At 60.5% G+C, this 24,580-nt stretch carries 23 protein-coding genes, 1 tRNA gene and 2 pseudogenes; 10 read left to right on the forward strand and 16 right to left on the reverse strand.

What is annotated here, in order from left to right; genetic code table 11:
- Positions 1 to 30 precede the first annotated feature (30 nt).
- Positions 31 to 1,071 (forward strand): IS110 family RNA-guided transposase, encoded by a 1,041-nt coding sequence (locus AC0NID_RS12435; RefSeq protein ID WP_473457474.1) that lies wholly within the window; start codon positions 31 to 33, stop codon positions 1,069 to 1,071.
- Positions 1,072 to 1,454: 383 nt separating this feature from the next.
- Here the strand turns inward: AC0NID_RS12435 and AC0NID_RS12440 are convergent, their stop codons facing one another.
- The 3 genes from AC0NID_RS12440 to AC0NID_RS12450 form a co-directional block, all read right to left on the reverse strand.
- Positions 1,455 to 1,742 (reverse strand): hypothetical protein, encoded by a 288-nt coding sequence (locus AC0NID_RS12440; protein ID WP_473459560.1) that lies wholly within the window; start codon positions 1,740 to 1,742, stop codon positions 1,455 to 1,457.
- 56 nt (positions 1,743 to 1,798) lie between these two features.
- Positions 1,799 to 2,026, reverse strand: a complete 228-nt coding sequence (locus AC0NID_RS12445) for a DUF4062 domain-containing protein (RefSeq protein WP_473459562.1) — start codon at positions 2,024 to 2,026, stop codon at positions 1,799 to 1,801.
- 80 nt (positions 2,027 to 2,106) lie between these two features.
- On the reverse strand, positions 2,107 to 2,778 hold the full coding sequence (locus AC0NID_RS12450) for a Crp/Fnr family transcriptional regulator (RefSeq protein ID WP_029356805.1): 672 nt from the start codon (positions 2,776 to 2,778) through the stop codon (positions 2,107 to 2,109).
- 224 nt (positions 2,779 to 3,002) lie between these two features.
- On the opposite strand from AC0NID_RS12450, the gene AC0NID_RS12455 reads away from it, so the two are divergent.
- Positions 3,003 to 3,164, forward strand: coding sequence for a hypothetical protein (locus tag AC0NID_RS12455; protein ID WP_473459509.1), 162 nt, complete (start codon positions 3,003 to 3,005; stop codon positions 3,162 to 3,164).
- A gap of 1,099 nt (positions 3,165 to 4,263) precedes the next feature.
- Here the strand turns inward: AC0NID_RS12455 and AC0NID_RS12460 are convergent.
- Positions 4,264 to 4,765 (reverse strand): annotated as a pseudogene (locus tag AC0NID_RS12460) (transposase); the annotation flags it as partial.
- A gap of 261 nt (positions 4,766 to 5,026) precedes the next feature.
- The gene (locus tag AC0NID_RS12465) at positions 5,027 to 5,803 is read right to left on the reverse strand and encodes a transporter substrate-binding domain-containing protein (protein WP_473456045.1); all 777 of its coding nucleotides are present in this window, start codon (positions 5,801 to 5,803) and stop codon (positions 5,027 to 5,029) included.
- A 68-nt stretch (positions 5,804 to 5,871) separates the two neighbouring features.
- Between AC0NID_RS12465 and AC0NID_RS12470 the strand changes: the two genes are divergently transcribed.
- On the forward strand, positions 5,872 to 6,066 hold the full coding sequence (locus AC0NID_RS12470) for a hypothetical protein (protein WP_473456044.1): 195 nt from the start codon (positions 5,872 to 5,874) through the stop codon (positions 6,064 to 6,066).
- A gap of 4 nt (positions 6,067 to 6,070) precedes the next feature.
- Here AC0NID_RS12470 and AC0NID_RS12475 read toward each other — a convergent pair whose 3' ends face one another.
- Positions 6,071 to 8,524: an adenylate/guanylate cyclase domain-containing protein gene (locus tag AC0NID_RS12475; RefSeq protein WP_473456042.1), complete on the reverse strand. Its 2,454-nt coding sequence runs from the start codon at positions 8,522 to 8,524 to the stop codon at positions 6,071 to 6,073.
- 93 nt (positions 8,525 to 8,617) lie between these two features.
- On the opposite strand from AC0NID_RS12475, the gene AC0NID_RS12480 reads away from it, so the two are divergent.
- Positions 8,618 to 9,847, forward strand: coding sequence for a YcaO-like family protein (locus AC0NID_RS12480; protein ID WP_473456041.1), 1,230 nt, complete (start codon positions 8,618 to 8,620; stop codon positions 9,845 to 9,847).
- 6 nt (positions 9,848 to 9,853) lie between these two features.
- Here AC0NID_RS12480 and AC0NID_RS12485 read toward each other — a convergent pair whose 3' ends face one another.
- From AC0NID_RS12485 to AC0NID_RS12500, 4 genes and pseudogenes are all read right to left on the reverse strand, one after another.
- The gene (locus AC0NID_RS12485; protein ID WP_126043216.1) at positions 9,854 to 10,315 is read right to left on the reverse strand and encodes an ATP-binding protein; all 462 of its coding nucleotides are present in this window, start codon (positions 10,313 to 10,315) and stop codon (positions 9,854 to 9,856) included.
- 267 nt (positions 10,316 to 10,582) lie between these two features.
- A complete protein-coding gene (locus AC0NID_RS12490) occupies positions 10,583 to 12,565 on the reverse strand; it encodes a choice-of-anchor X domain-containing protein (protein WP_473456040.1) in 1,983 nt (660 codons plus the stop codon).
- Between the two features lie 381 nt (positions 12,566 to 12,946).
- Positions 12,947 to 13,782, reverse strand: a pseudogene (locus AC0NID_RS12495) (IS110 family transposase); the annotation flags it as partial.
- Positions 13,783 to 14,313: 531 nt separating this feature from the next.
- A tRNA-Met gene (locus AC0NID_RS12500) sits at positions 14,314 to 14,390 on the reverse strand.
- Between the two features lie 343 nt (positions 14,391 to 14,733).
- Between AC0NID_RS12500 and AC0NID_RS12505 the strand changes: the two genes are divergently transcribed.
- The gene (locus tag AC0NID_RS12505) at positions 14,734 to 15,699 is read left to right on the forward strand and encodes a Gfo/Idh/MocA family protein (RefSeq protein ID WP_473456039.1); all 966 of its coding nucleotides are present in this window, start codon (positions 14,734 to 14,736) and stop codon (positions 15,697 to 15,699) included.
- Positions 15,700 to 15,749: 50 nt separating this feature from the next.
- Here the strand turns inward: AC0NID_RS12505 and mnmA are convergent, their stop codons facing one another.
- Positions 15,750 to 16,940, reverse strand: a complete 1,191-nt coding sequence (gene mnmA, locus AC0NID_RS12510) for a tRNA 2-thiouridine(34) synthase MnmA (protein WP_473456037.1) — start codon at positions 16,938 to 16,940, stop codon at positions 15,750 to 15,752.
- Positions 16,941 to 17,197: 257 nt separating this feature from the next.
- On the opposite strand from mnmA, the gene sciP reads away from it, so the two are divergent.
- Positions 17,198 to 17,473: a CtrA inhibitor SciP gene (gene sciP, locus AC0NID_RS12515; RefSeq protein WP_006203587.1), complete on the forward strand. Its 276-nt coding sequence runs from the start codon at positions 17,198 to 17,200 to the stop codon at positions 17,471 to 17,473.
- 206 nt (positions 17,474 to 17,679) lie between these two features.
- The gene (locus AC0NID_RS12520) at positions 17,680 to 17,997 is read left to right on the forward strand and encodes a winged helix-turn-helix transcriptional regulator (RefSeq protein ID WP_473456052.1); all 318 of its coding nucleotides are present in this window, start codon (positions 17,680 to 17,682) and stop codon (positions 17,995 to 17,997) included.
- Positions 17,998 to 18,007: 10 nt separating this feature from the next.
- Here AC0NID_RS12520 and AC0NID_RS12525 read toward each other — a convergent pair whose 3' ends face one another.
- On the reverse strand, positions 18,008 to 18,385 hold the full coding sequence (locus AC0NID_RS12525) for a flagellar export protein FliJ (RefSeq protein WP_473456036.1): 378 nt from the start codon (positions 18,383 to 18,385) through the stop codon (positions 18,008 to 18,010).
- Between the two features lie 450 nt (positions 18,386 to 18,835).
- On the opposite strand from AC0NID_RS12525, the gene ctrA reads away from it, so the two are divergent.
- Positions 18,836 to 19,531: a response regulator transcription factor CtrA gene (gene ctrA / locus AC0NID_RS12530; protein WP_006203583.1), complete on the forward strand. Its 696-nt coding sequence runs from the start codon at positions 18,836 to 18,838 to the stop codon at positions 19,529 to 19,531.
- 104 nt (positions 19,532 to 19,635) lie between these two features.
- Here the strand turns inward: ctrA and AC0NID_RS12535 are convergent, their stop codons facing one another.
- Positions 19,636 to 20,004, reverse strand: coding sequence for a response regulator (locus tag AC0NID_RS12535; protein ID WP_473456032.1), 369 nt, complete (start codon positions 20,002 to 20,004; stop codon positions 19,636 to 19,638).
- A 248-nt stretch (positions 20,005 to 20,252) separates the two neighbouring features.
- Positions 20,253 to 20,882, reverse strand: coding sequence for a histidine phosphotransferase ChpT (gene chpT / locus AC0NID_RS12540; RefSeq protein WP_126034453.1), 630 nt, complete (start codon positions 20,880 to 20,882; stop codon positions 20,253 to 20,255).
- A 443-nt stretch (positions 20,883 to 21,325) separates the two neighbouring features.
- Here chpT and AC0NID_RS12545 point away from each other — a divergent pair, with 443 nt between their 5' ends.
- Both AC0NID_RS12545 and AC0NID_RS12550 read left to right on the forward strand, forming a co-directional pair.
- Complete coding sequence (locus AC0NID_RS12545) at positions 21,326 to 21,862, forward strand: DUF1134 domain-containing protein (RefSeq protein WP_473456031.1); 537 nt, start codon at positions 21,326 to 21,328, stop codon at positions 21,860 to 21,862.
- A gap of 146 nt (positions 21,863 to 22,008) precedes the next feature.
- On the forward strand, positions 22,009 to 23,163 hold the full coding sequence (locus tag AC0NID_RS12550; protein WP_473456030.1) for a coiled-coil domain-containing protein: 1,155 nt from the start codon (positions 22,009 to 22,011) through the stop codon (positions 23,161 to 23,163).
- A gap of 31 nt (positions 23,164 to 23,194) precedes the next feature.
- Here AC0NID_RS12550 and AC0NID_RS12555 read toward each other — a convergent pair whose 3' ends face one another.
- Together AC0NID_RS12555 and AC0NID_RS12560 are read right to left on the reverse strand one after the other, a co-directional pair.
- Positions 23,195 to 23,998, reverse strand: a complete 804-nt coding sequence (locus tag AC0NID_RS12555) for a TrmH family RNA methyltransferase (protein WP_473456029.1) — start codon at positions 23,996 to 23,998, stop codon at positions 23,195 to 23,197.
- A gap of 142 nt (positions 23,999 to 24,140) precedes the next feature.
- A complete protein-coding gene (locus AC0NID_RS12560) occupies positions 24,141 to 24,479 on the reverse strand; it encodes an ArsR/SmtB family transcription factor (protein WP_473456028.1) in 339 nt (112 codons plus the stop codon).
- Positions 24,480 to 24,580: the final 101 nt, after the last annotated feature.

Consider the following 24,580-nt stretch of genomic DNA (forward strand, 5'->3'; position numbering starts at 1 on the left):
AGCCACAAGCATCAGAAGGAGAAGCGCAGCATGAAACATTATGCCGGATTGGATGTCTCCGTAAAAGAGACCGCAATTTGCATTGTCGACGAAACAGGCAAGATCTGCCGGGAGATGAAGGTGCCGAGCCATCCCGAGGATCTTGTGCGGGTGCTCTCGGATCCTGCCTGGACCTTTGAGCGGATCGGCCTCGAGGCCGGGCCGCTGTCGCAATGGCTGTTCAGCGGCCTGGCCGAAGCCGGCCTGCCGGTGATCTGCATCGAGACCCGCCACACCAAGGCCTTCCTGGAGGCGCAGCCGAACAAATCCGACCGCATTGACGCCCGTGGCATTGCCCAGATGATGCGGGTCAACCTGTTCCGCCCGGTCCATGTCAAGACGCTGACGAGCCAGAAGCGCCGGGCCCTGCTGATGGCGCGCAAACTCTTGCAGGATAAGGCGATCGCCATCGAAAACGACATCCGCGGGCTGTTGCGCAACTTCGGTCTCAAGGTTGGGATGGTCGGCGCCGTCAAGTTCGAGCCCCGCATCCGCGAGCTCACCGAAGGGATGCCCGATCTGGCCGAAATCGTCGAGCCGCTGCTCGAGGCGCGCAGCAAGCTGCGCGAGAATTTTGCCGCGCTTCACCGCAAGCTTCTGGCGATCGTCCAGGATAACGAGGTCTGCCGGCGGCTGACGACGATACCGGGCGTCGGTCCGGTGGTGGCGCTGGCCTATACCGCGACCATCGACATTCCGGCCCGCTTCCGCAACTCCAAGGCGGTCGGACAGATCTTGGGGCTGACGCCGGTGCTCCATGAGTCGGGCGAAAGCCGCCGCATCGGCCGGATCTCCCGCTGCGGCGATGGCATGATGCGAACGCTGCTTTACGAAGCCGCGCAGACCCTGCTAACGCGCGTGACGAAATGGTCGTGGCTGAGGGCGTGGGCGATGAATGTCGCTAGGCGGCGCGGCCGACAGAGGGCCATTGTCGCATTGGCTCGCCGGCTGGCGGTGATCATGCATCGCATGTGGCGCGACGGCACAGAGTTTCGTTGGACGCGACAAGACATCATGCCGAAGGCCGCCTGATTGTGCGCCCGACCATTGCAGCCTGCCGGCGCGCGCAGTGGGCCCGTCAAGGGCAAGTCGCGGCGCGCTGACCTTCGGCCACCCTTGACCGACCACTGCGCGCGCCGGCCGAGCCGAAACCAGGTCGGGGACGGCCAAACACGGAGATGAAAACATGATCGCAGAGCGAGCGTGACAAGGATCACCCCATAAGGTTCCACCAGCCGGGTGGAAAGAGCGTCCTTCGCGGGACGATGAATGAGGTGAGTTCGCGAGGGTTGCAGTACCGGTCGCATCAAAACGATCAGGACGCTTCCGAGATTGTTCCGCCTCATTCTTCTGATCCCCATCAAGGCGACGGCCGAGCGCCGATCCCGCAGAGAAGCATGACCCCGCGAAAGACGTCACGCACCGGCGAAGCGGAAAGCTCGACAAGCGCTTGACTTCAACACGCCGAATAGAGAAGCAACCCCCGTTTGCTTAACAGCTGCAAAGACTAAGGGCGGGCCGCCGCTCAGACCACGGTCACAACGTCGAATAGCCATCGCAACCTTACCCGCCAAATCGTCCTTGTTGCGCCAATATTTGACGAGCTTCTTTTCATACGGCTTTCGGAATCTCTCGAGTTTGGCCTTTTTATCGAACTCGACCTTTTCCGCGGCCCACGTCTTGCGAGCACCGCCTTCGAGCAAAAACAGTAGGCACGCCTTGGGCGACGGCGTACTCGTACTCCATCTGGGTGTAGCTCTTACCTTTCAACTCTGAGCCGTACCGCTCTGCGACGATGAGTACTGTAGTAGTCGCTGTCATCGATGCGCCGCTTAATGTAATCCCATTGAGTGTCGTCGCTGGCTTGGAATGCCTCCATCCCCACAGGAATATGCCCGAGGTTAAGAACGGCCTCGATGACCGACCGTCTTTCGTCCACCAAATCGGCGTAGGTCGAGCTGACGAAGATTTGGTATTTAACGTCCATGCGGCTTCACCCTTCGATCCGCCCTTGTAAGTCTGCAAGCAGGCTGGGGATAACGCCCCCCGCCGCAGCGACAGCCTTCGCTATTCCTTCTTGTCGACCAGCGCCCGTAGTGCCGAGACGTCATGCAGCAATAACCTGCTGCCGCGCTTTTCGATCAGGCCCCTCTTGGCGAGGTCGCTCATTTCGCGCGAGACCGCTTCCCTGTGCGTGCTCATCGTTGCCGCCAGCTCGGAATGCGTCGGTGCCGGGCTTATGGACACCTCGCCGTCCACGAGTGCGGCTTTCTCCGCCCGATGCAGGAGCTCGACGATCAGCCGTTTTCGCACGACCAGAGTGCTGTATTCGAATACCCGCTCGGTCATGCGTCGGAGCTGGGCAGACAGATGCTCAAGCAGCATCCAGGCAAAAGTCGGGTGGGTCATCACGATATCCCGGAATGCTGTGCCCGACAGCCGTGCAGCGCGGGTTGCCTCCAGCGCGACTACGCTGGCAGAGCGTGCAATCCCGTCAATGCCTCCGAGCTCCCCGAAAATGTCACCCGGTTCGACATCGCGATACGCTATCTCCCTGCCGTCCGCTGAAACCAGTGTCACGCGAGCCCGTCCTTCCAGCAGGAAGAAGACATCGCGACCAGTGTCGCCGTGGGAAATGATTAGCTCGTTGTGTCGATAGCTGCGCTCGTGCCACCGTTTGGTCAGCGCGGCGAGGTCGGCATCGCAAAGTCTTGAGATGAAGGCCAGAGAGCCTGTCACAACGGTCTCTTGTTCAATCAAGTGTACTTCACCTTACTCCATATCCAAGGAAATTTAATGGCCGCAGGCCCCGCTTTCCGGGATGCAAACCGGGAGCGGATTTCGCCAATGTTTTCCCCGGTGTGGGAATTCCCACAGCCAAGCCTGGTTCGACTGTCATATCCTAGTTGCAACGTCAGGCCCGCCGGCTCGTGGGCAAGCCGGCGAAGGGAAAGGGAACAGTCATGAAATTCTTGGCTCCCGTCACAAAACTTGCTGCGGGGTTTCGCAAATTCGTCGCGCCGCGCTATCGCCCGGAGCTCTATTACATGCGTGGCCCGGGGCCAGCCACCGCCCGCCGTATGGGCACGCCGCGGAAAAACCAATCCATCGACCACTACGCCTAACTTGCCTCGCGGACGGCTGACGCTCTCGCCCGGAGTGCCGTTCGCGCCGTTCCGTACCGGTCAATTCAGATCAATGAAGGGACGATCTGATCATGATTATAATTCATGCTGCCGCCATTGGTCCATTTCGCAGGTGGTTACGCCTCCGCGCCGAACGAAAAGCTCTCTTGTCGGCAACGGACCAGTTGAGCCGTTTACCCGATGACGTTCTTGGCGACGTCGGCATCTCACGTGACGAAATCATGTGCGCTTTGCGAAGCCGCGCCATCCGTCATGCGGAAGCAGGCGCGGCCGGCACGACAATCGAGCGCACCAGGATCGCTTCGGCCTCGATCCCGAAACGGTGGGCCGCCGGCAGTGGCTACGCCACGGCCGAGATCCCCTTTAGCTGGTCCACGAGCGCGCGATCGAGCCTTACATCGCGGCTTCGACAAGCAGCGGCGCGCGGACGGGACCTTCGAACGGCACCTGCGACCCCAAGGACTGAATGTTGACCGACGGGAGCTGGGGAGGATCTCAAAATGATCATGTCAGTTGTTAAGTCCCTCGCGCCTGTGACGCTCGGCACCGTGCCGATCGCAATCAGTCCGGCTTCATTGTCGGCTTCTGACGCTCAGGGTTCGCAAGTGCGCCGCACCGAGTGAGATATGTACGCCAAGATAAGTATTAGGATGCGAAGGTAACGACAACCCGGCCTCGTTCGTGGATGTTCGGGATGGCTTAGCGGGGGCTCGGCACAGGCGGCAGGCGTTCCAGTTGGGAGGATGTCCGGCTGCCTGTGCCGATCATCTGCCGCTGCGCGGTCAAAGGTGGCGTCATTGAGTAGGCGTGCCGTGGTGAACGGCGGCTGCCCGTGCCACTTGGCTTTCTTCCGCCGGACCGAGAAAGACAAGGCGTTCTGCCAGTGCTTGGATAGTGGGGAGGCGTGCAAAAGGATAGGTACGACCTAAGAAACGGCCAAGGTTCGTGTTAGTAGAGAGATATCGCCAATACAGTGCTGTGACCGAGTTAGTTTGCTGACTTCTTAATCAGCCCAAATAAGTCTGACTCCAACCTCCGCAGCGAGTTACAGCGTAAATCACTAATAGTCGCGATTTGGTCAAAGCCCCGCCGGAAAAAACGGTAAGGCCTTTCCACGGCACGTTGGCGAAGCGCGGAGTTGCGGCCACGGGTCAAAGTGCTTTAACAGGCATGGCATGAGCAAAGGCGCAGCGGCGTGCGCACTGGCAAGCAGCCCATAGTGGCGGATGCGATGGAAGCCTTTGGGCAGCACGTGGAGCAGGAAGCGCCGGATGAACTCGCCCGCTTCCAGCGTCATGGTCCGGTAGCGCTCGCTGCCATTGCAGCGGTAGTCCTTGACTCGGAATGTGGCGCCCGCCTCGGTAAGCGCGATCAACCGGCTGTTGGAGATGGCGACGCGGTGGGTATAGCGCGGCAGGAGGCCAGCACGGTCTCGGGTCCGGCGAATGCGGCTTGGCGTAGGCGAACCAGTTCTTCTTCTTGAGCGGTGCCAGGAAGGCAGCAAAGGCGCGCTTGTCGCCGAGGCCAGCATTGTCGCCGAAGAACCTCAGCCGGCCGGCGGCATGGGCATGAGTAAGCTTATCGGATGCTCCTCTCAAGCTGAAGGTTGACACTTCATGCTCGGAGGCCGATGGCCGTCCGTCACCCCTGATCGATTAAAGTCTCACCGACGCGGCCTACGAAGCTCACGCCTCAAACCCCGCGCCCCTCCCGCGAGTGGGTCGTTCAGTGACCCCCAATGCCGACTGTGGAGCGGTCAAATTGCGAAGTCCGGATCGGGCGATTTCCGGTTCTTCCGACCGGGGCAACTTTGTCGAAGTCGGCAGTCAGATCTCACCTCGTCAATCGCCATAGATGTCGAAAGTGAAATATTTCTTCGAGATCTCGTCGTACTTGCCGCTTGCCCTGATGCCCTTGATGGCGGCGTTGATCTTCTCTCTGAGAGGGTTGTCGTCCTGCCGGAAGCCGAAGCCGGCGCCGAGGCCGAGTATCTCCGGGTCGTCAACGACGTTGCCCTTCGCCTCGCAGCAGGCCTTTCCCTGGTCTGAGGCCAAGAAGCCTTCCGCCGCGATAGCTTCACCCTGCACGGCGTCGACCCTTCCTGCCGCGAGGTCCTGAAACGCTTCGTCCTGCGTCTGATAACCCTTGATCTCGGCCACTGCCGAAGCGAAGTGCTTTCGGGCATAAGCCTCATGGGTAGTGGACACCTGGACTCCAAGAATCTTGCCCTTCAGGCCTTCCGGCGTAGCGCTGATCTCTGATCCCTTGGCCGCGACTACCTCGGCCGGCGACTTGTAGTAACGGTCGGAGAAATCGATCGTCTTCATCCGTTCTTCGGTTATCGACATGGACGCCGCGATCATGTCGATCTTTTTGGTCGTGAGGGCTGGGATGATGCCGTCCCATGCGGTCGGCGTCAGGACGCAGTCGAGCTTAGCCTCCACGCAGAGCGCGTCGACGATTTCGAGTTCCCATCCTCCCCATTTGCCTGAAGCATCCTGCGAGAAAAAGGGCGGGTAGGCCTCCGGAGTGTATCCCACCCTGACTGTATCGGCCCACGCCGGACCGCCAAAAGCCAGAGCCAAGATCAGAACTCCTGTCGCGCAGGTTCTCTTCATTTCTCTCCACTATTTAGAAGGCACTAATATTCTCCCAACCGGGCCGACTTTGCGAGAGCTTTTTTTTAATGGGATTGCTCCTTTACGCCGTCATCGGGACCGGTTTCATTCCCCGAGCTGACATCCGCTTCTCCCGCCAGCCCAGCCTGACCGGGACATCGAACAGCCGTCCGGCCGCCAGACGGCGGCGCACCGGCCGCATGCCGGTCACGACGACGCGGACGACGGGAACGCAGGCCAGCAATTTCCCGGGCGACGACTAGCCTCCTAAAACCGTCCTAACGAAGCCGCCAGCTTAAGTCGGTCTTCTGTGCGGCGGATCGGAAAGGCGCCGAGAAACCATTGGATGATGTCCCGCCTCGACGGGTTGGCAGGTCCGGCCCAGGCAGCTTCCGCCGCGCGCAGCAACTCCTTCAGCGCTGCCTCCCGCTCCTCGAGGCGGCCGAGCTTGCCGAGCGCTGCCGCCTTCCATCCCGGCGTATCGATGATCACGTTCTGCGAACGCTCAGCGGCCTCGATCGTGCCCAAATAGTCACCGGCGAGAAAGCGCGTGGTTGCCAGATGGGACCACTGATAGTCTGGAAATAGTGGCGTCAGCTCGAGAGCATGGGCGGTCAATTTGGTTGCCAGATCCATGCGGCCCATGAAAGCCAACCCTAACGCAGCCGATACAATGACCTTTGGATCGCTCGGATTAAGCTCGGTGGCCAATTCGAAGTGCAATTCGGCCTGCTCGAAGCGTTGCACCATCGCCGTCGACCAGGCCACGACCATGTGGTTGCGCGCGTCGAGGGGGTCGAGCTCGACCGCACGCCTCGCCAGAGCGAGCGCGCGCTGTTGGGTCTGCGCGTCGCGCGGGCAGCCGGGTCTTATGAAATGTCGCGAATTATAAACGCTTGCGAGGCTTGCGTGTGCCGGTGCGAACGTCGCATCCTCGATGATCGCCTGGTCAAACAGCCGCTCGGCTTCATCTTCTGCTTTTGCTGACCAGCGTAGGAGCAAGTGTTCGCCGCGCAGCCACGCGTCATAGACGTCCAAGTCTTCGGGCAGCCGCTGAAGCGCACGCGCAAGGCGGTCTTGGGAGAGATAGATCTCCAGGTTTGAGGCAAGCCGACTGACCAATTGGCGTTGCGTAGCGTGCCAGTTTGCAAGTGTGAGCCTGTACGGTTCGCTCCACACGACTCGGGACGCCATTCTCTCTTCGAGCGAAACGAAGAGCGCGCACTGGTTGCCAAGTCCACGGCAATCGGCCTTGAGCTGATAGTCAGCATCACTGGCGTCGCGGCCATCTTGCATGTCAAGGATCGTCAACTCTCGGAATTTCGAAAGGTTGATAATCAGTTCGGACCGGAAGCCGGACGCGAAAGCGGCAACGGCATCGCTCTCGCTCACAAAAGTGCAGACCGCGATGATCGGTGCACGGCCTTGCAATGGCTTTTCGGGCTGACGGGGGAGCGTGGGGTCCGCCAAACTGGCGGCGAGCGCAGTGGTTTCGACGCTGGGTTCCAGCTGATAGTCTTGGCGCAAGGTGCTCGCGAGTTTGTTGTAAACGCGCCGCGCGGCAGCGACATTCTGATTGAACGCATGGTGGCGCATCAGACAACGTGCCGCGCCTTCATGGGATGGCTCGAGCATGAGCAAAGCACTTGCCGCGTGCCGGATGACCGGCTCGCTCGCATCGAAACGGCTCAGCAGGCTTTCCAGCGCTTCCTCTGCCCGGTTCCGGCGGTTGTGGCGAGCCACGCGGAGCCAGGCACCATAGAGGCTGCTGACCGATTCGAAGCCATAGAGAATCGCCTCGGTCCAATCCGACCGCTCGAGCAGCGTATCGTCGACCTTGCCTTCGCTGAGGTCCGTGAAGATTCGGTTGATATCAACTATCACGCGTGCGGGATCTAGGCTCACGTGGTTGCCGTGCCGCAGTCCCGAATTCTTTGACTCGCCGGAAAGAGCCTTGGCCGCAATGCGCAGACCACCGGTCAGGGCGCTCCTCGCTTCGGCTGGTGTACGCTCGGGCCACAGAAGCGTTGCAATCCTGTCCTGCAATTCCCTGAAGCCTGTCGAGAGCGCCAAGTACCCGATGAGTGCCTGCGCCGTGCGCGACCGCAAGGCGACGGGCTCGCCATCGTTATCTAGGACAGCAAGCCCACCCATAACGGAGATCGAGAATTGCGAGGGGCCGGGTTTGTCCTGGGACATGTGATGTGGAATCACATGGTAGAACGACATCGTTTCAGGCATGTTCTTGAGGGCGTGGCGGCCAGCGAAGCGGAACCCGTAGTCGGTGGTGCTGCGCGCCGCGCGGTAGACCTCCTCAGTGACGCAGATGCTGCCGGGTGTGGCTAGCGTTTGCACACGGGCGGCGAGGTTGACAGCATGGCCATAGACGTCGCCTGTATGGCGGCGGATTTCGCCCATATGGAGTCCAACCCTAAACCGGCCAGCAGCGGGCTGCTCCACGGCTAGGGCCGCAAGCTTGTCTTGCATCGTGACCGCGTAGTTGAGCGCGTCGGAAACGCTATCGAACAGGGCCAGTACACCGTCGCCCGTCGTCTTGACGAATTCTCCGCGGTGCTGCGGGCAATGGTCCTTGAACAGCGAAAAGCAATGGGTGACAAGATCAATTGCTGCGAGTTCACCTGCCGCCGTCAAGCGGCTGTATTGGGCAAGATCCGCGAACAGGATCGCCTTCAGCGCCGGCGATTCGGCTTCAATTTGCATCGTGGCCAGCTTACGACATGGTCCCCAGGTATTGTGGCGCGGTTGACCGGTTATGTCGATGTAATTGCACCATATGGGACAAAGGGAGAGAATATGACCGCGAAAGACAGGTCGGCGCGGAAGCTTGAGGAGCTTTTCAACGCTGTTGAGCTCCCGCAGCGTGGCCCTGTCCGCCTGGCGATCGCGATACCGGGCGCCGCCCTGTTCAAGATACCAGGTTTCCCGCGCGCAGCGCGGCCGGTGCCGGGGCGAATGGCAAGCGGGCGAGGCTTCACCGCGACGGGCGCTCGGACAAGCGCACTCCGCGAAGCCGCAGAACTCGTGTCATGCTCGGAATGGGGTGACGAACAACTCGTCAGCGCGCGTGACGAAGAGATCGGACCCGTCGTGCTCTCGCCCGAGGTGCTGAACGGCTTTACTGCTGCCCAACTCGGCGACCGCATTGCGTGGAACGAACGGCATCGCAGCTTCGATTGGCGGCCGCCGCGCCGCGATCCGGCCACGCCGATCGACTGGCTCGCGGTCGACGATGCATATGGCGGGCCAGCAGCCTATGTTCCTGCCGACTTCGCCTTTATCGGCCGCAAGGAAACGGGCGACGAGAGCGCGGTGGCGATCGGCGACAGCAATGGCTGCGCCTGCGGTGCCGATATCGAGAGCGCCAGACACGCCGCGTTATTGGAGTTGATCGAAAGCGATGCCAGTACGCGCTGGTGGTATGGCCGGAGGCGCAGGCCACTGATCGATCTCGCGCTGCTCGACGACGCGAGCGGGCTGGTTACGTGGCTCGGCGAGCGCGAGCGGGACACATGGCTCTTCGACATCACCAGCGACCTCGGAGTGCCCGTGGCTGCCGCCGCGTCCTCTGAGCCGGACGGCAGCGACGTCGCGCTGGGATTCGCCGCGCGACCTGCTATGCGCGAGGCGGGAGCGGCGGCTCTCACCGAGATGGTGCAGATGGAATTCTCCCTCGCCACGGTGCGCGCTTTGGGTCCCACCGCTAGCTGGGCGGCGTGGCGACAAGCGGTGACGATGGCATTGCCGCCGCTTGATGCCGCGCACGCGGTGAAGCATTCCCCAGCAACAAAGAACAAGACGCTATCGCCCGGTGCGCCTCTAGAGGCCTGTGCCCGCGCGGACGTTGCGTTATGGTTTGCCGACATGACCCGCGACGTCGTGGGCGTGCCGGCAGTCAGGGCGATCTCGCCCGACCTTTGCCATTTCAAGCCGCGATTTGCCCGCAAGCGACTGCTGGCACCCGATCACCCAGACCTCAGCCCCGTCCTCCCGAACCCGGAGGACCAGGTGACGTTGCTGGTTTAGCCACTCTTATCGGCAGCGTGTGAGCAGCATGATCCCGAACAGGAACTCGCACGCGGCCGTTACTTGGGCTGGCGTACCGCCCCCAGTCGCACCATACAGGGCAACGATCGCTTGCACATACGGGGCGAGGTAATTGGAGTCCAGCGGAGGGTCTCCTGTCTGCATCTCCGGCAACACCATTTTGTGCTTACCGAAATTTACCGCGGGCTTTTTCCTTTCGTCATTATAGATGCTTATCTTACAATTGTTTTTGCTGATCTCAACGTCTTGTATTGGACTTCTGGTCTGCTGAAAAATCTTGTGCGCGGGGGTTGCATATTGCTTCAGCAATTCAGATCGGTCCGTGGTGGAGGCGTTCCGAAAAGCGGCGAGGTTGTTGAGCACGCCGGTCGCAACATTCCTGTACCCTTGCTGGTTTGGGATGTTCCCACCTGGATTGTTACCCTGGAACATCTTGAGCTTGGCCATTTCCCTTCTCCCTCAAATAAACAATTCAAGCAGGATTAAAGCTCGGGCCGGGCTTGGCCGTCGGTTGCTTTCACTCTTGTCCGAACATGGCAAAGGGCATTTCCCTGCCATACCCGCCGCAGGAGAAGCATAGTACACCGCGCGCGTCCGACCCCTCGGTGACAAACGCAATTGCTGATCAATTGTTGATCCGCGCCCCGGCAGGACAATCCAGCGTGGCCCATCAAAGTATCATTCCAGGCACAATACTAGCAAGGGGGCACGCCTTCAGTGAACGAAGGGCAAGCGTCGAAAGCCCAGGAGCAGGAGGCACGAGCGTCCGAGCAGGTTGGACATTGCGATCTCGCGCTCGGTCATATCCTCATAGTGATGTGTGCCGCCGCCTTGCGGTACCGTGATGTCCTCGCCCAGCAGGAATCCCGAGAGCTGCGCGGGCGTGGCCATGTCGCGTGTGCCGATATGGGTGAACTGGGTTGCGGTCTCGCCGCTGTGGCACCCGTTGCAAGTGGCGAGCGAAAACTTGCGGCGCGTCTCGAGCGGTTCCGCGAGAGTGGTGCTGGGATTGGGAACCCACCAGAAGTAGCTACTCACATCCGTGTTGGACACGGCGCCCAGGAACCGATCGAACATAGTGGGAAAGCGCTCGGGAACCACATGCCGATCATCGAGGATGGCGGCCTCGTTGATCCCGAGATAGGTCCGCAGGATCGCGCTGCTGTTGAATTGATTGTCAGGCGTCTGCTTGACCGTGACCAGATCGAGCAGTCCGTCCTGCTGCATGCGGAACTCGCGCAGCTGCCAGGGGACACTCAGCACGGTCTCGTTGGTCCTCAGCTGACTGAGTGAGCTCATGTTGGGAAGCTGGCCAGGATTCGATCCGTGATCGGTAAAGGTGCGGGTGATGGATTCCAGCGCCTGATTGTAAGCGGCACTGCCGACGGTGAACTGGTCGAGATCCTTCCAGCCCCGATGCCACGCCTTGACCTCCATGCACGAGCCGGCAGCGATGCCGTATTCGAAGATGACGGTGAAGTTCATCGGATTGCAGCTATTGGAGGCTGGATCGTGGTAGACCAGCCCGAACACCAAGCGCCCCTCGCCGGCGCTACCGGCGGTTCCATAGCCGATGCGATCGGCAAGGTCGGGCCGATTGACGATGGCGAGAAGTCGCGCCGGGAAATAGTCGACATTGAAAACGCCGCCGGGCGACAAGGCCCGCCAATTGTCGATAACAAGCGATTGCAGCCGCATGGCGCGCGCTGGCTCGGTTACGATCCAGCCGTTGGCCTCCTGGGGAATTTGCCAGCTCGATAGCCAGTGTCGGGTGAATTCCTCCGGTGTGAGGCCGGTGCCATTGGCCAGCTCGCGCATCAGATGACCGAAGCTCCACGCGCCGCCCGGCGACCCAAGCCCGCTACAGGCATCGAAGCTGCGCGCGCTGTCTTCGACCACATCCGTTGCAGTGATCAGCAGTGAGCGCTCATGGTCAATGGCGGTGGGCAGCGGGGGTGGAAACCCCGGGAAGATCGGAAGATCGAAGAGGTATTCGACCCTGAAGCGCTGCGGCAGCAACTCGTGGAACCGCGGCCCCGGCAGGCGCAGGAACGGTGTTGTGCCGATATTGATCTCCAGCCCTTGCGCCGCGCGCAGCGGGTCCGGATCCTGGCTGTCCCGCAGGCCCCGTGCCCACTCCAACCCTTTGCGTGCCTCGAAAAGCGGGCCGACCATCTTGAGCTCGGCATCGCTGACTGCGGCGGCGGTCGTGACGATGTCGCGGGGCCCGCGCCGTATCAACCCGGTATTCTGCTGTTGCTCGCCTAAAGCGTCTATCGTCGCCGCCAGGTCGGCGCGCAGCGCAGCGAACTCCCCAGTGGCGTCAAACTTGAACTGCGCGGTGAATACACCGTCGCCTTTCTCTCGATCCGGCTCGGCGCCGTCGTCGCGAAAGGTGACGAGTCCATCCTCCAGCGCCACCGGGAATTCCGTGAGGGTCGATGGGCCGGTAGTCGCGATCTCTCCCACCACCACTCCGGGCTCCTGCGTCAGGAAGACACGCAGTTCGGTGACATTGTTGGCCAGCATCTCCGGTGAAGTCGCGGGCGAGGGCGGCGGCGGTTTGCGCCGAAGGGCCTCGCCGAATATTCGATCGAACGACGACGGATCCAATTCGAGGAAGGGGTCGGTCGGCGAGCCGCCGCTATTCTCCTGAGCATTGCTGGCGATCGGCGTCGCCACCAGCAATGGAAACAACAGGAAAAGGCACCACTGTCGACCTGAAGACGCAAACATGGTTGTTCTCAACGTTCGAACTAACCAGCGAAACACAGTCTATCAGAAAGGTGCCGAGCGGAATAGCCGTCCATAACTCTAGTCTCTAGCAGGCTTCTCTGATTGGGGTCGTTGAGGTCAAGCTCCTCCTGGTATTTTTCCGGACCATGTCGCCCCGCGGCGGGTCACTCGCTTCTCTTCGCGGTCGACGTTAGGCCGCCGCATGATGGGGTCAGTAGAGCGAGGCGTCCCAATCTGTTGAACGACCTTGAGAGAGTTCGTCCCAGGATCGTGCCTGCTAACGAGATCGCCTTGCCCATCGTCCTCACGGGAACGATCCGGATCACGCCCTTTCGGGCGGAATCAACTCCTCCTACGTTGGTCTGTTGTCCCTATTCCATGCTGATACGGGCCGCGTGCCTTGCCGAAGCGGAATTCTGTCCCGTCGCTCGACATGCGATGCAGAATGACAGCGAGCTTGTGGGCAACAGCAACTCGGGCTCGGGCCATACCGCGCCGCTTGGTGACGTTCATACCCCACGCTCTGAGGCACGACCATTTCTTGCTGAGCACAAGCAGCGAATGAGCCGCTTCATAGAGAGCCGTGCGGGCGAGCTCGTCACCGCATCGGCTTACCTTGCCCTGAATGTCCGTCTCTGATTGATAGCGTGCCGGGGTCAGACCAGATGCGCTCCGACATCCCTCGATCGGCGAAAGCGGTCCGGCTGATCGACCGTGGCACGAAAGGCGAGCGCGGTGATGGGTCCCACACCGGGCACGGACAGACTTGCTCCTTGCGGGCGATGTTGAGGACTTGCTTTGTCAGTCGCCCGAACTCGCCGAGCGATGGATCGCATTTCATTGAGGACCGTGCGTCGTGCGACGAGGAGGGACCGCCAGAGCCGACACTGCTGGCTCTTCACATGCACCTGTCGCTACCAGCCGGTGCGCATGATCTGCGCCAAGGCGCGGGCATCATTCCGATCCGTCTTGTTGGGCATAGTCTTCATCGCCGCATTGGCCAGTCGGATCTCGATGCAAATGGCCGGCAATCGTTCGACGCGAAGACCGTCATAAAGCCAGGCCGCCAGCGAGCAGGCTTCGAGCACGATGCGGTCCAGCGGCAGATCGATTTTCCGCAAGGCCTCATAAAGCGTCCTCGGCTCACTCGCCGCCCGCCCTTCCTTAACAATCCGGCCGTCGTGGCGGGCCCACCGAGGTCGGCAAAGGGCACGGCTGACGAAATGGGCGCTGAGGCAGGCCTCCATGCCGACAACGCACGGCTCAAGCTTTTTGAAGGTATCGACGAGGGCCAGCCGCTTGATCTTGCGGCGGAACGCGATCTTACCCGTCAGTGCCAAAGCCGACGAAATGGAAGACTTCCTTGCCAATATCGATGCCGATCGAGGCGAAAGGCACAACAGGGGTATCCATGGGCTGCTTCTCCGGTTGAGGCGGAGCAGTCTAGGACCGCACCGCAAGGGAAGCAGCCGCTGGGACGCTCCTCTGCCAGTGATGCATGTAGCAATCTAGCAATCGCATACTCAACCACAAGCCGTCGCCGTTCACCGTCGACCGCGCTCGGACCGCAGCCCGAATGACTGCTCGTGACGGATATGAGCATCCTGTTAAGCTCAGTCGTGCAGCATTGAAATTGTTGAGGAATTTTGTCCGGAAGCGCTACCATAGGTGGGTGATTTACTAGTTATTTCAATAACTTACTCGATTTTTGGTAGCGGGAGAGGGACTTGAACCCCCGACCCCAGGATTATGATTCCCGTGCTCTAACCAACTGAGCTACCCCGCCAGGGCGGCGAAAGGCCCGAAATCCGCCTTAAATCGGAAGGCATATCGAAGCGCTCGCCAAGGTCGGGCGGATATAAGGTTGGGACGGCAAGCCTGTCAAGCATCGATGCAGCCGGCATGCCGGGCATGCTCACGCATTGAATCGATTTGCTGCGCTGACCTTCGGTTCGAAAGGCACGATGCGAAGATTCAAAGAAGACGCGCACTTTGTGCGTCCAAGTGGATGCATGTCGCTCCAATCGCCGAAAAGCTTTGCCGGGCAGACATTCGAGCGCACATGCCGGGGTTGAGTTCGACGGGGCGCGCCGCTATGTCTCGGCCACGAAATTCTAGAGTTGGAATTGATGAAACCGCGCATTGCAGTCCTCGGTTGCGGATACTGGGGCAGCAACCACATCCGCACACTCAAGGCGCTCGGCGCGCTGCACGCGGTCTCGGACGTCAACCGTGCCCGTGCCGAAGGGTTCGCCAGTGAACACGATTGCCTGGCGATCGAGCCGGAGGCGCTGTTTGTCCACAACGACATCGACGCCATCGTCATGGCACTGCCGCCGCAGTTCCACGCCGACATGGCGGTGCAAGCCGTCCAGGGCGGCAAGGACGTGCTGGTGGAAAAGCCGATTGCGCTAACGGTGGCGGATGCCGAGCGTTCGGTGAAGGCAGCGGCCGACAATGGCCGCGTCTTCATGGTCGGCCATGTGCTGCGCTTTCATCCCGCCTTCGAGACGTTGAAGGCACTGATCGACAATGGCGAGCTCGGCGAGGTCCGTTATATCCATTCGCACCGGCTCGGGCTCGGCAAGTTCCACACCGAGAACGACGCGCTGTGGGATCTTGCGCCGCACGATCTGTCGATGATCCTCGCCATCACCGGCACCGAACCGATCGAGGTGCGCGGCGAGGGAGCAGCGCTCCTCGATAATCTCAGCGATTTCGCGCATCTGCACATGCGCTTTCCCAACGGTCTGCGCAGCCATCTCTTCGCGTCGCGGCTCAATCCCTACCGCGAACGACGGCTGACCGTGGTCGGCACCAAGGCGATGGCGGTGTTCGACGATGTCGAACCATGGGAGCGCAAGCTCGCCGTCTACCGGCACGCGGTATGGCAAGACAGCGGCCAATGGGCCTTCACCACCAACGAGCCGTCCTATGTGGCGGTGGGCGAGGGCATGCCGCTGACGCGAGAGCTCGAGCATTTCATCCAATGCATCGAAACGCGGGCGGAACCGCGCACCAGCGGCGAGGAAGCCATCAGGGTGCTGCGCATCCTGACAGCGGGCACGGTTACCCACACAGGATCGTCTTCCTGAGAGAAAAGTGCCGCCGAGCTAAAGCCTGATCTGTCCCGGTAGAATCGGGATCATTCGGCGGGAACCTGCGCTGGCCGGGCCGCCAGCCGCGTCAGCATCGCCTCTGCCTCGGCGCCACGCTCGGAACGTTCGATGAAACCGCCGCCGAACACGCGGGCCTCGTTGCCGTCGTCGGAATAGAGCACGCAGGCCTGACCCGGCGCAATGCCGGACTCGCCGTCGACCAGTTGCACTGAGGTGATGCCGGCGCTGTGATGCAGCACGGCCGGGCGAGGCGGGCGCGTCGAGCGGACCTTGGCGAAAAGCTCCAGCCCGGCCGCCGGGATGTCGGACAGCGCAGCGTCGCCCAGCCAGTTCATGTCGCGCAAATAGATCTTGTGCGTCTCCAGCGCCTCGCGCGGGCCAACGACGACGCGGGCCCGGTCGGCGTCGAGATGGACGACGTAGAGCGGCTCGCCCGAGGCGACGCCGATGCCGCGGCGCTGGCCGATCGTGTAGCGCAAAATGCCTTCATGGCGGCCGAGAACGCGGCCGTCGATATGGACGATGTCGCCCGGATTGGCGGCAGCCGGCTTGAGCTTGGCGATGATGTCGGAATATTTGCCCTGCGGCACGAAGCAGATGTCCTGGCTGTCCTGCTTGGCAGCAACCGTCAGCCCCATGTCCTCGGCAATGGCACGAACCTGCGGCTTCGACAGGCCGCCAAGCGGAAAACGCAGATAGTCGATCTGCGCCTGTGTGGTGGCGAACAGGAAATAGCTCTGGTCGCGGTCCGCATCGACCGGCCGGTATAGTGCGCGATGGGGGCCGTTGGCGCCGGAGCGGATGTAATGGCCGGTCGCCAGCGCGTCGGCGCCGAGCTCCTTGGCGGTCGCCAGGAGGTCCGCGAACTTGACCGTCTGGTTGCAGGAAACGCAAGGGATCGGCGTTTCGCCGGCCACATAGCTCTCGGCGAAGGGGTCGATCACCGCCTTGCGGAAGCGCTCCTCGTAATTGAGCACATAATGCGGGATGCCGAGCGTCTCGGAGACGCGGCGGGCATCGTCGATGTCCTGGCCGGCGCAGCACGAGCCGGCCCGGTGTGTTGCCGCGCCATGATCGTAGAGCTGCAGCGTGACGCCGACGACATCATAGCCTTCGCGCTTCAAAAGACCGGCAACGACCGACGAATCGACGCCGCCCGACATCGCGACAACGATGCGGGTGTTTTCGGGACGTCCGGGAAGATCGAGGCTGTTCATGGTTCTTTCGTTATGCACGGCGCTTGAATGCCAATGGCAGGAATATAGGTCAAGCTTTCCAGGTGCGCCAGCTTCGCGGACCGGCCGATTTTTTTGAACGGATTCGACGCTTGCGGCCAGATATCTCAAATGCCGACGAAAAGACTAACGCGGCGTTCATGATCCTTACCTAGCTATTAGGGTCTGCTTAGGCAAATTTTAAAGCTGTGGCGGTATGGTGGTGTGGATTGGGTCTTTGAGTTTTTGTAGAGAGTACGATGACCGATCTTGTTAGACCGCGAGTCAAATATGTTATTGGGCCGGATGGCAGCCCCCTTACGATTGCCGACCTGCCGCCTACGAACACACGTCGCTGGGTTATCCGGCGCAAGGCGGAAGTGGTGGCGGCTGTGCGCGGCGGGCTTTTGAGCCTCGAAGAGGCGTGCCAGCGCTACAAGCTGACCACCGAGGAATTCCTGTCCTGGCAGGCGTCTATCGACGAGTATGGCCTTGCCGGGCTTCGTACGACGCGCATCCAGCAATATCGGCATTAGGGCTGGTTCGAGTAAGTCAAAAGGCGCGACAATCCGCGCCCTTTTTGTTTCTTGCCGGAACGGTTCTCTCTGCCTCAGACCCGTCAGCACCACCTTGCCGATCGGCCTGGTGGCTAGAAAGGGGTCTATCTGGTGGTCTGCGCATTGCGCCGGGTCGGGTGCGCAACTGTGAACTGGCGGGCAAGCTCGAAGGCATCACCCCGAAAATGCCGAGGCGGACGCTGCGCGTCCTCGAACGCGATGGCCTTGTGCGGCGCGAGATCTTTCCGGTTATCCCGCCGCGGGTCGAGTACGAACTGACCGAACCTCGGCCAGATCCTGACGGGGCTGCTCAATCAGATGAGATCCCGGTGAGATCCCGGTCGGAGCGGCATGCGCCTGAGATCAAGAACGCCCGGGCACGGCGGTCCGCGGAACACGAGGGGATTTGGCAGCGTAGGCGTGAGACCGTGGCTGCTCGACCAACGAGCGGCGACGTCTCGGACAAACAACGCCCTGATCGCCGGGCGTTTGATTGGCATTAAAGCCTTGTTTTCAGCCGATCATGGCGCTGCGGCCGCCGGTCTCGGCGTCACGGATCTTGGTGTCGCGCGATTCGAGCATTTCCGCTTTGGAAAGTTCCGCTTCGGCCTCGCCGAGCAGTGATTCGGCAACGCTTCGTTGCTGGGCGAGGTCGCCTTGCGAGTTTCTGAGGTTGTCGCGGCGCAGGCGCGCTGCCTTGGCGAAGGTCGGATAGGCAAAATGGTTGATGTCGGTGATGCCGGCTTTCTTTTCTTCGGCGGCGATCTGTAGCTCCAGTTCGACAGCCATGCGCTCGAACTCGGCGATCATCATGTCGAGTTGCAGCAATTGCCGCCGCTTCTCGTTCACCTGAAATTGCTTCAGCCGAACGAGGTTTTCACGTGACTTCATGATTCGGTACTCCTGGAAACGCACACCTGCACATATCGTCCAAACCACCTGGCAAACGCAGGCTTCACCCGTCTCCACCGACTTTACCGGAACTATGGGAAACAAACTCCTAAAGTTTTTTGCCGGCGGTAACCATTCGTTTACGGGCATTGTTAATCATACGGCTCAGGACTTAAGGCCGGGTAAAAATTCCGGCTCTCGACGCGGAAGCACGGCCGGCGAGTCCGAAGAGTCACTTAGTCTGGCTTATTAATGTTTTGCATTAGCGGTTTGGTCCTGTGATTCGTTATTAGATTCAACAAGGTGTAGAAAGGGGTTAAAAAATCTGATACCGTCATCGGCACGGAATTAGGTTTTGTTAACCATTCGATGGCAGCCTCTGCTCTGGCAATCACTGCTCCGGTCCTGGACGGGTCGTGAAATGGTCCGGCAGCAGAAAAGGGGAATGAAATGCGTGTTCTGCTGATAGAAGATGACAGTGCAACCGCACAAAGCATCGAGCTGATGCTGAAATCGGAAAGTTTCAATGTCTATACGACCGACCTTGGCGAAGAGGGTGTCGATCTAGGCAAGCTCTACGACTACGACATCATTCTTCTCGACCTCAATCTCCCTGATATGTCGGGATATGAGGTCTTGAGAACACTTCGTCTTTCCAAAGTGAAGACGCCGATCCTCATCCTCTCCGGCATGGCCGGCATCGAGGACAAGGTACGCGGCCTCGGCTTCGGCGCAGACGATTACATGACCAAGCCGTTCCACAAGGACGAGCTGGTCGCCCGTATTCACGCCATCGTGCGACGTTCCAAGGGCCATGCCCAGTCGGTCATCACCACCGGCGACCTGGTGGTCAATCTCGATGCCAAGACCGTCGAGGTCGGTGGCCAGCGCGTGCATCTGACCGGCAAGGAATACCAGATGCTGGAGCTGCTCTCGCTGCGCAAGGGCACCACGCTCACGAAGGAAATGTTCCTCAACCACCTGTACGGCGGCATGGACGAACCGGAACTGAAGATCATCGACGTCTTCATCTGCAAGCTGCGCAAGAAGCTCGACGCCGCTTCCGGCGGGCAGAATTACATCGAGACGGTTTGGGGCCGCGGCTATGTGCTGCGCGAGCCGGAAGATATCCGCGTCAGCGCCTGAGCCGGCAACGCCTACCCCGATCGGTTTTTCCGACAAAAATCCGGCTTCGGCCGGATTTTGCGTTTATGATGTATTGGAGCGATGTGCGCGCCCGGTCGGTCGAGTCAGGCGGCCGTTTTCAAGCTGCGAAAGCACTCGAGAAGTTGCGGCCGGTTGAACGGCTTCAGCAAATAGCCTTGAGCGCCGGCGCGCTTTGCCCGCATGATCGAAGCGGCGTCGACCTCAACCAGCGAAATCAGGATCTGGGGCCGAACCGGGCTTTCCATGGCGCGCACGCGGCGGATGACGTCCACCGCCTGTATGTCCGGCAAGGCACCGTCGACGATGATGATGTCCGGCATGTCGGCGGCGCACATCTCGACCGCGTCAAGCCCGCTGGCTGCTTCGATAACCAGCATGTCGGACCCATTCAGGATGCGTCTTGCAACCTTCCTGATGACGCTTGAATCGTCGACGAACATGCAGCGTTTCATTTCCGGCCCCCTTTGCCATGCGGCAATCCGGCAGCGTTACCGTACTGAGAGGCAGCATAGGTCCATCCGGTAAAGAAGCCGAAAAGCCATTGCGTAAAATTTTTTGCAAGAACGGCTTTTACGTAGGTTTCTTCGTCGATGCTTTAGGCCGATCTAGGCGCGGAGGCTCATCGCGTTCGAGTACGGTGTCTTAATAAGTATTTCCTGAAATAATGCTCATCTGTTCTTTTCAATCAGCTTGGTAAACTTCAGGCGGCGGAAAGCACGATTTCTTCAGCGGTCGCGTGAATCGATATCGTCATGTTGGCTTCGCGCGCCAGAAGCAGCGTGTAGTAGGGCTGCACCGAATGCGCGTCGATCGGTTCCTCGGGCTTATGGCCGGAATGGAGTTCCAGGAATTTGGGCGGCACGCGCAGCATAGGACCGCTCGCGGCGAGCGCAAAGCGTGGTTCGGTGTCCAGGTTTTCAAGTGTGACTGCAAGCTTGCCGCCACGTGGAATGGCGGCGTTGGCGACAAGAATGAGGTTGAGCAGCAGCTTGACCTTGTTCTTGGGCAACAGCGCGCGGGTTCCGTTCCAGACCAGTTCCGGCTTCTCGTTCTTCAGGAAGGCGATGGCAACGGCCTCGGCGTCCCCGGTGTCGATCATCATGCCGGCAGAACCGGCTGCGCCGAACGCGATGCGGGCGAATTGCAGGCGGGCCGAAGCGTTTCTGGCGCTTTGGCGAATCAATTTCATGGCGTCTTCGTCGGCGCCACCTTCATCGAGCAGCTCAAGCCCGTTGTTTATGGCACCGACCGGTGAAATGATGTCGTGGCAGACCCGGCTACACAAAAGCGCCGCGAGATCGGGTGCGGAAAGGGTGAAAAGCTCAGCCATAGGCGAAAGTCCCTGCAAATTTCACTAGAAATGGCCGGGCGATCAATGATCATGCCTGTCCATGCGAATCACGCTCTCTCCCACGGCCTACTGAATACACAGCGCCTGAGCGTGCAGCAACAAATCCCGGAATTGTCATTATCGAAAATGGTGTGTTCACACAGGTACGGATACTGCGCGGGCGACGCGAAACCAGCCTTCTAACCGCCATCTTCATGTGAAAGCTTAATGGTTGAAAAAGGATTACGGCATAGTTTGCCCGTAACAGTCATCCTTAACGGCCGCCAAAGAGCCGCACGGGTGCGAGGCGTCGGCGAAAGTGCTCCCTGACGGAGATTGGAAGCATGTTTTCCCGATACTACGACCGGAGTTTCTTCCGTGTCATCTCTGACCGGACTTTTTTCCGTGTCATCTCTGACCGGACTTTTTTCCGTGTCATCTCAATGGCGATCGCTCTCATGGGCCTGGTCGTTTTTGCAACCTCGGCTTCTCGGGCCCAGGAATACACCGCTCAGGAGATCGTCGATTCCGGTCATAAATTCTTCGGTGCGACGTCGGGCGGGCTCGCCACCGTCGTCGAGAAGATCTTCTCCTCCTACGGTCTGCCCAATGGTTATTTGCTTGGCGAGGAGGGCTCGGGTGCGCTGATCGGTGGCCTGACCTATGGCGAGGGCACGCTCTACACCAAGAACGCCGGCGATCATAAAGTGTTCTGGCAGGGGCCGTCACTTGGCTGGGATTTCGGCGGCGAGGGGTCGCGGGTGATGATGCTGGTTTACAATCTCGACGATGTGAACAGCCTCTACAATCGTTTCGGCGGCGTTGCCGGTTCTGCCTATATCGTGGCCGGCGTCGGCTTCACCGTGATGAAGAACAACAATATGCTGCTCGTGCCGATCCGGACCGGCGTCGGCGCCCGACTTGGCGTCAATCTCGGCTATCTCAAGCTTACCCAGCGAGCCACCTGGAATCCATTCTGAGCAGGCGGCTGCCTCTCATCGCGTCGGGTTCCAGCTTCACGATCTGAACATTGCTGCGGCAGACCCTTGCCGCAGCGCTGGAATTCCGTCATGCGAACGTGGCACAGTCCCTAACGGTTGTTTGCCGTCCATAACGGATAGTCACCTTGGTTCAGTCGGTCCTGTTCTTTGTCCTCGGCTTTCTCTGCGCCGCCTTTCTGGCGCTGATGATTGCCCCGGCCATCTGGCGGCGGGCCGTGATGCTGACGCGCCAACGTGTCGAGGGCTCGATGCCGCTGACGCTGGCCGAGATCCAGGCGGACAAGGATCGCATCCGAGCCGAGTTCGCCATGTCGACGCGCCGGCTCGAAATGAGCGTCAAATCGTTGCGAGAGAAATCAGCTGAACAGCTTGTCGAGATCAGCCACTGTCGCGAGGCCCTGAAGGGGCTGGCGGTCGAGCAGAAGGAAAAGGAACGGGCCCTTTCCGAACTCCAAACCAAGGACGAAGACCTTCGCCAACGCGAAGACCAGTTGCAGCTTCTGTCGGATCGGCTTGCTCAAGCCGAGCGCGCTCTGGAAAGGCGTGCGCTCGAGTTGGAAAAGCTGGAGCACATGTATGACGACGCCAGCTTTTCTTCCAGCAGCCGTCAGATCGAACTTGTGGCGCGCGAATCCGAACTGCAAAAGCTGGCCGACGACATTTCAGTGCTGCGCAGCCAGCGCAAGGAGGCGGACAGGCGTCAGCAGGAGATCGCTGCCGAGAGCAGAGCTGCGCGAGACGCTTTGAAGGCCGAGAAGAAAAGAACCGGCGACCTGGACAAGAAGGTCGAGCGCCTGCTCGCCGCGCTTGCCGATCGCGAGGACAAGCTTGGCCGCCGCGAAAAGGAAATCGCGCGGCTTCGCGAAAAGTCGAAAAGCGAAGGCGTGGAAAACGCGTCGACGGTGCGTCTCGTTGGAGCGCCAACCAATCAGGCGGGTGCGGCGGTCCAGGGTGGCGAAGTCGAAAAAGCGATTGCCAAGCTCGACAGCGACCGGGAGCGGCTGGAGGCGACGCTGACGGCGCTGGCCCGCGAAAACAAGAGGCTGAAATCGGATCTTGCCGTCTTCGAGGCATCAAAATCCGACGACACGCGCCGCGCCACAGCGGCGTTACGCGAGCAGATGAGCGACCTGGCGGCGCAAGTCGTCGTCTTGACGGCGAAGCTCGAGGGGCCGGAGTCGCCGATCGCCAAGGTGCTTGCGGCACCCCAACCGGAAAGTGGCGAACGCAGCCTTGCCGATCGGGTGCGGGCGCTGCAGAAGGCCGAACCGACCCATTGAAAGCCAGGCAGTGGATGCTGTCTTCCGCGGTTCAGGTCCTGCTTGCGGAAAAATGATGCAATGCGATGGCCGACGCGGCGGCGACATTCAGGCTGTCAAAGCCTTCGGCCATGCCGATCCGAACCGTCTGCAGGCGGACGAGCAGGCTCTCGGGCAGGCCTTCGCCTTCGGTGCCGAGGTAAAGCGCCAGCCGTTCAGCCCTTTTGGCATCGCGGATGTCGGTCTGTCCGCGCGGCGACAAAGCGAACTGGCCGAAGCCCAGCCGGTCGAGCGCCGCGGTGAAACCGACGGTCTCGCTGAAGGAGGCGAAGGGAACTTTCAGCGCTGCGCCGACCGAAACGCGGATCGCCTTGCGGTACAGCGGATCGCAGCAGGTCGCGTCCAGGAACACGGCATCGGCGCCGAAGGCGGCGGCATTGCGAAAGATGGAGCCCATATTGTCATGGTTTGCGATGCCGACCAGCACGACGATCAGCGCGACGGTGGGCAAGCTGTCCAGCAAGGCCTCTGGGGATTGCGCCACGCCCTTGCGGCCGATCGCCAATATGCCGCGATGCATATGAAAGCCGGCGATTCTGTCCATGACCTCGCTGGCCGCGACGTAAACCGGAAGGTCAATGGGCGCCTTGCGCAGGGTTCCATCGAGGCCGGCCAGCCGGCCTTCGAGTACCAGCACCGATTCGGCCGCAAAGCGGTTGGCCGAGAGCAGCATTTCGAGAACCACCTTGCCTTCGGCAATGAAGCGGCCTTGCCGGCCGGCAAGATCGCGCTCGCGAATATCGAGATAGGCGGCGACGCGCGGGTCTTGCGGGTCGTCGATATGAATGGGGTGCATCTGTTCCCCGGCGAGGAATTATCAGCGAGATAACAGGCGCGTGGGCCGGTCTTTGTCTTTATGCATGTCGTCGTCCCAAAAGCGCTGCGCCCCCTCGGCTCACGCCCGATCGCATGTTTCTGGGGCAACATGCATCAATCGGTCAGGTCCCGGCGCGGCGCAGGCGGTAGGCCATCTGCGACAACTCACCCTCACCGAAAATCCCGTCAAGCATGTTGAGAAGCTCGCGCACGGCCTCAGACTTGCAAGAGTAGTAGATCATCTGCCGGTCGCGCCGGGTCTCGACGAGATCGAGCGCCCGCAATTTGGCCAGATGTTGTGACAGGGCGGACTGGCTGAGCAGAACTTTCTCCGCGATAGCGCCGACCGACATCTCACCATCCGCCAGATAGTTCATGATCAACAGTCGTTTCTCGTTGCCCATCAGCGTCAGAAACGTAGCCGCTGATTCGGCGTTGGCGATTAGCTTTGTCGAGACCATCGATCCCCCATACCTTCCTGCTTATCCGACGCTATGGGGGCAATAGCATCTGATTCCATAGACTCATTTGTGAATGTGCGCTGGCGATTCAACGCTACCGG

This window comes from Mesorhizobium sp. WSM4821, from assembly GCF_055901555.1.

Coding starts and splice junctions, on each gene's coding strand:
- AC0NID_RS12445 (WP_473459562.1), bottom strand. CDS start 2,026: ATGGACGTTAAATACCAAATCTTCGTCAGCTCGACCTACGCCGATTTG.
- AC0NID_RS12545 (WP_473456031.1), top strand. CDS start 21,326: ATGGCGATCGCTCTCATGGGCCTGGTCGTTTTTGCAACCTCGGCTTCT.
- AC0NID_RS12455 (WP_473459509.1), top strand. CDS start 3,003: ATGAAATTCTTGGCTCCCGTCACAAAACTTGCTGCGGGGTTTCGCAAA.
- AC0NID_RS12560 (WP_473456028.1), bottom strand. CDS start 24,479: ATGGTCTCGACAAAGCTAATCGCCAACGCCGAATCAGCGGCTACGTTT.
- mnmA (WP_473456037.1), bottom strand. CDS start 16,940: ATGAACAGCCTCGATCTTCCCGGACGTCCCGAAAACACCCGCATCGTT.
- AC0NID_RS12525 (WP_473456036.1), bottom strand. CDS start 18,385: ATGAAGTCACGTGAAAACCTCGTTCGGCTGAAGCAATTTCAGGTGAAC.
- AC0NID_RS12485 (WP_126043216.1), bottom strand. CDS start 10,315: ATGGCCAAGCTCAAGATGTTCCAGGGTAACAATCCAGGTGGGAACATC.
- AC0NID_RS12555 (WP_473456029.1), bottom strand. CDS start 23,998: ATGCACCCCATTCATATCGACGACCCGCAAGACCCGCGCGTCGCCGCC.
- AC0NID_RS12520 (WP_473456052.1), top strand. CDS start 17,680: ATGCCGAGGCGGACGCTGCGCGTCCTCGAACGCGATGGCCTTGTGCGG.
- ctrA (WP_006203583.1), top strand. CDS start 18,836: ATGCGTGTTCTGCTGATAGAAGATGACAGTGCAACCGCACAAAGCATC.
- AC0NID_RS12475 (WP_473456042.1), bottom strand. CDS start 8,524: ATGCAAATTGAAGCCGAATCGCCGGCGCTGAAGGCGATCCTGTTCGCG.
- AC0NID_RS12435 (WP_473457474.1), top strand. CDS start 31: ATGAAACATTATGCCGGATTGGATGTCTCCGTAAAAGAGACCGCAATT.
- AC0NID_RS12465 (WP_473456045.1), bottom strand. CDS start 5,803: ATGAAGAGAACCTGCGCGACAGGAGTTCTGATCTTGGCTCTGGCTTTT.
- AC0NID_RS12535 (WP_473456032.1), bottom strand. CDS start 20,004: ATGAAACGCTGCATGTTCGTCGACGATTCAAGCGTCATCAGGAAGGTT.
- sciP (WP_006203587.1), top strand. CDS start 17,198: ATGACCGATCTTGTTAGACCGCGAGTCAAATATGTTATTGGGCCGGAT.
- AC0NID_RS12470 (WP_473456044.1), top strand. CDS start 5,872: ATGGGATTGCTCCTTTACGCCGTCATCGGGACCGGTTTCATTCCCCGA.
- AC0NID_RS12505 (WP_473456039.1), top strand. CDS start 14,734: ATGAAACCGCGCATTGCAGTCCTCGGTTGCGGATACTGGGGCAGCAAC.
- AC0NID_RS12480 (WP_473456041.1), top strand. CDS start 8,618: ATGACCGCGAAAGACAGGTCGGCGCGGAAGCTTGAGGAGCTTTTCAAC.
- chpT (WP_126034453.1), bottom strand. CDS start 20,882: ATGGCTGAGCTTTTCACCCTTTCCGCACCCGATCTCGCGGCGCTTTTG.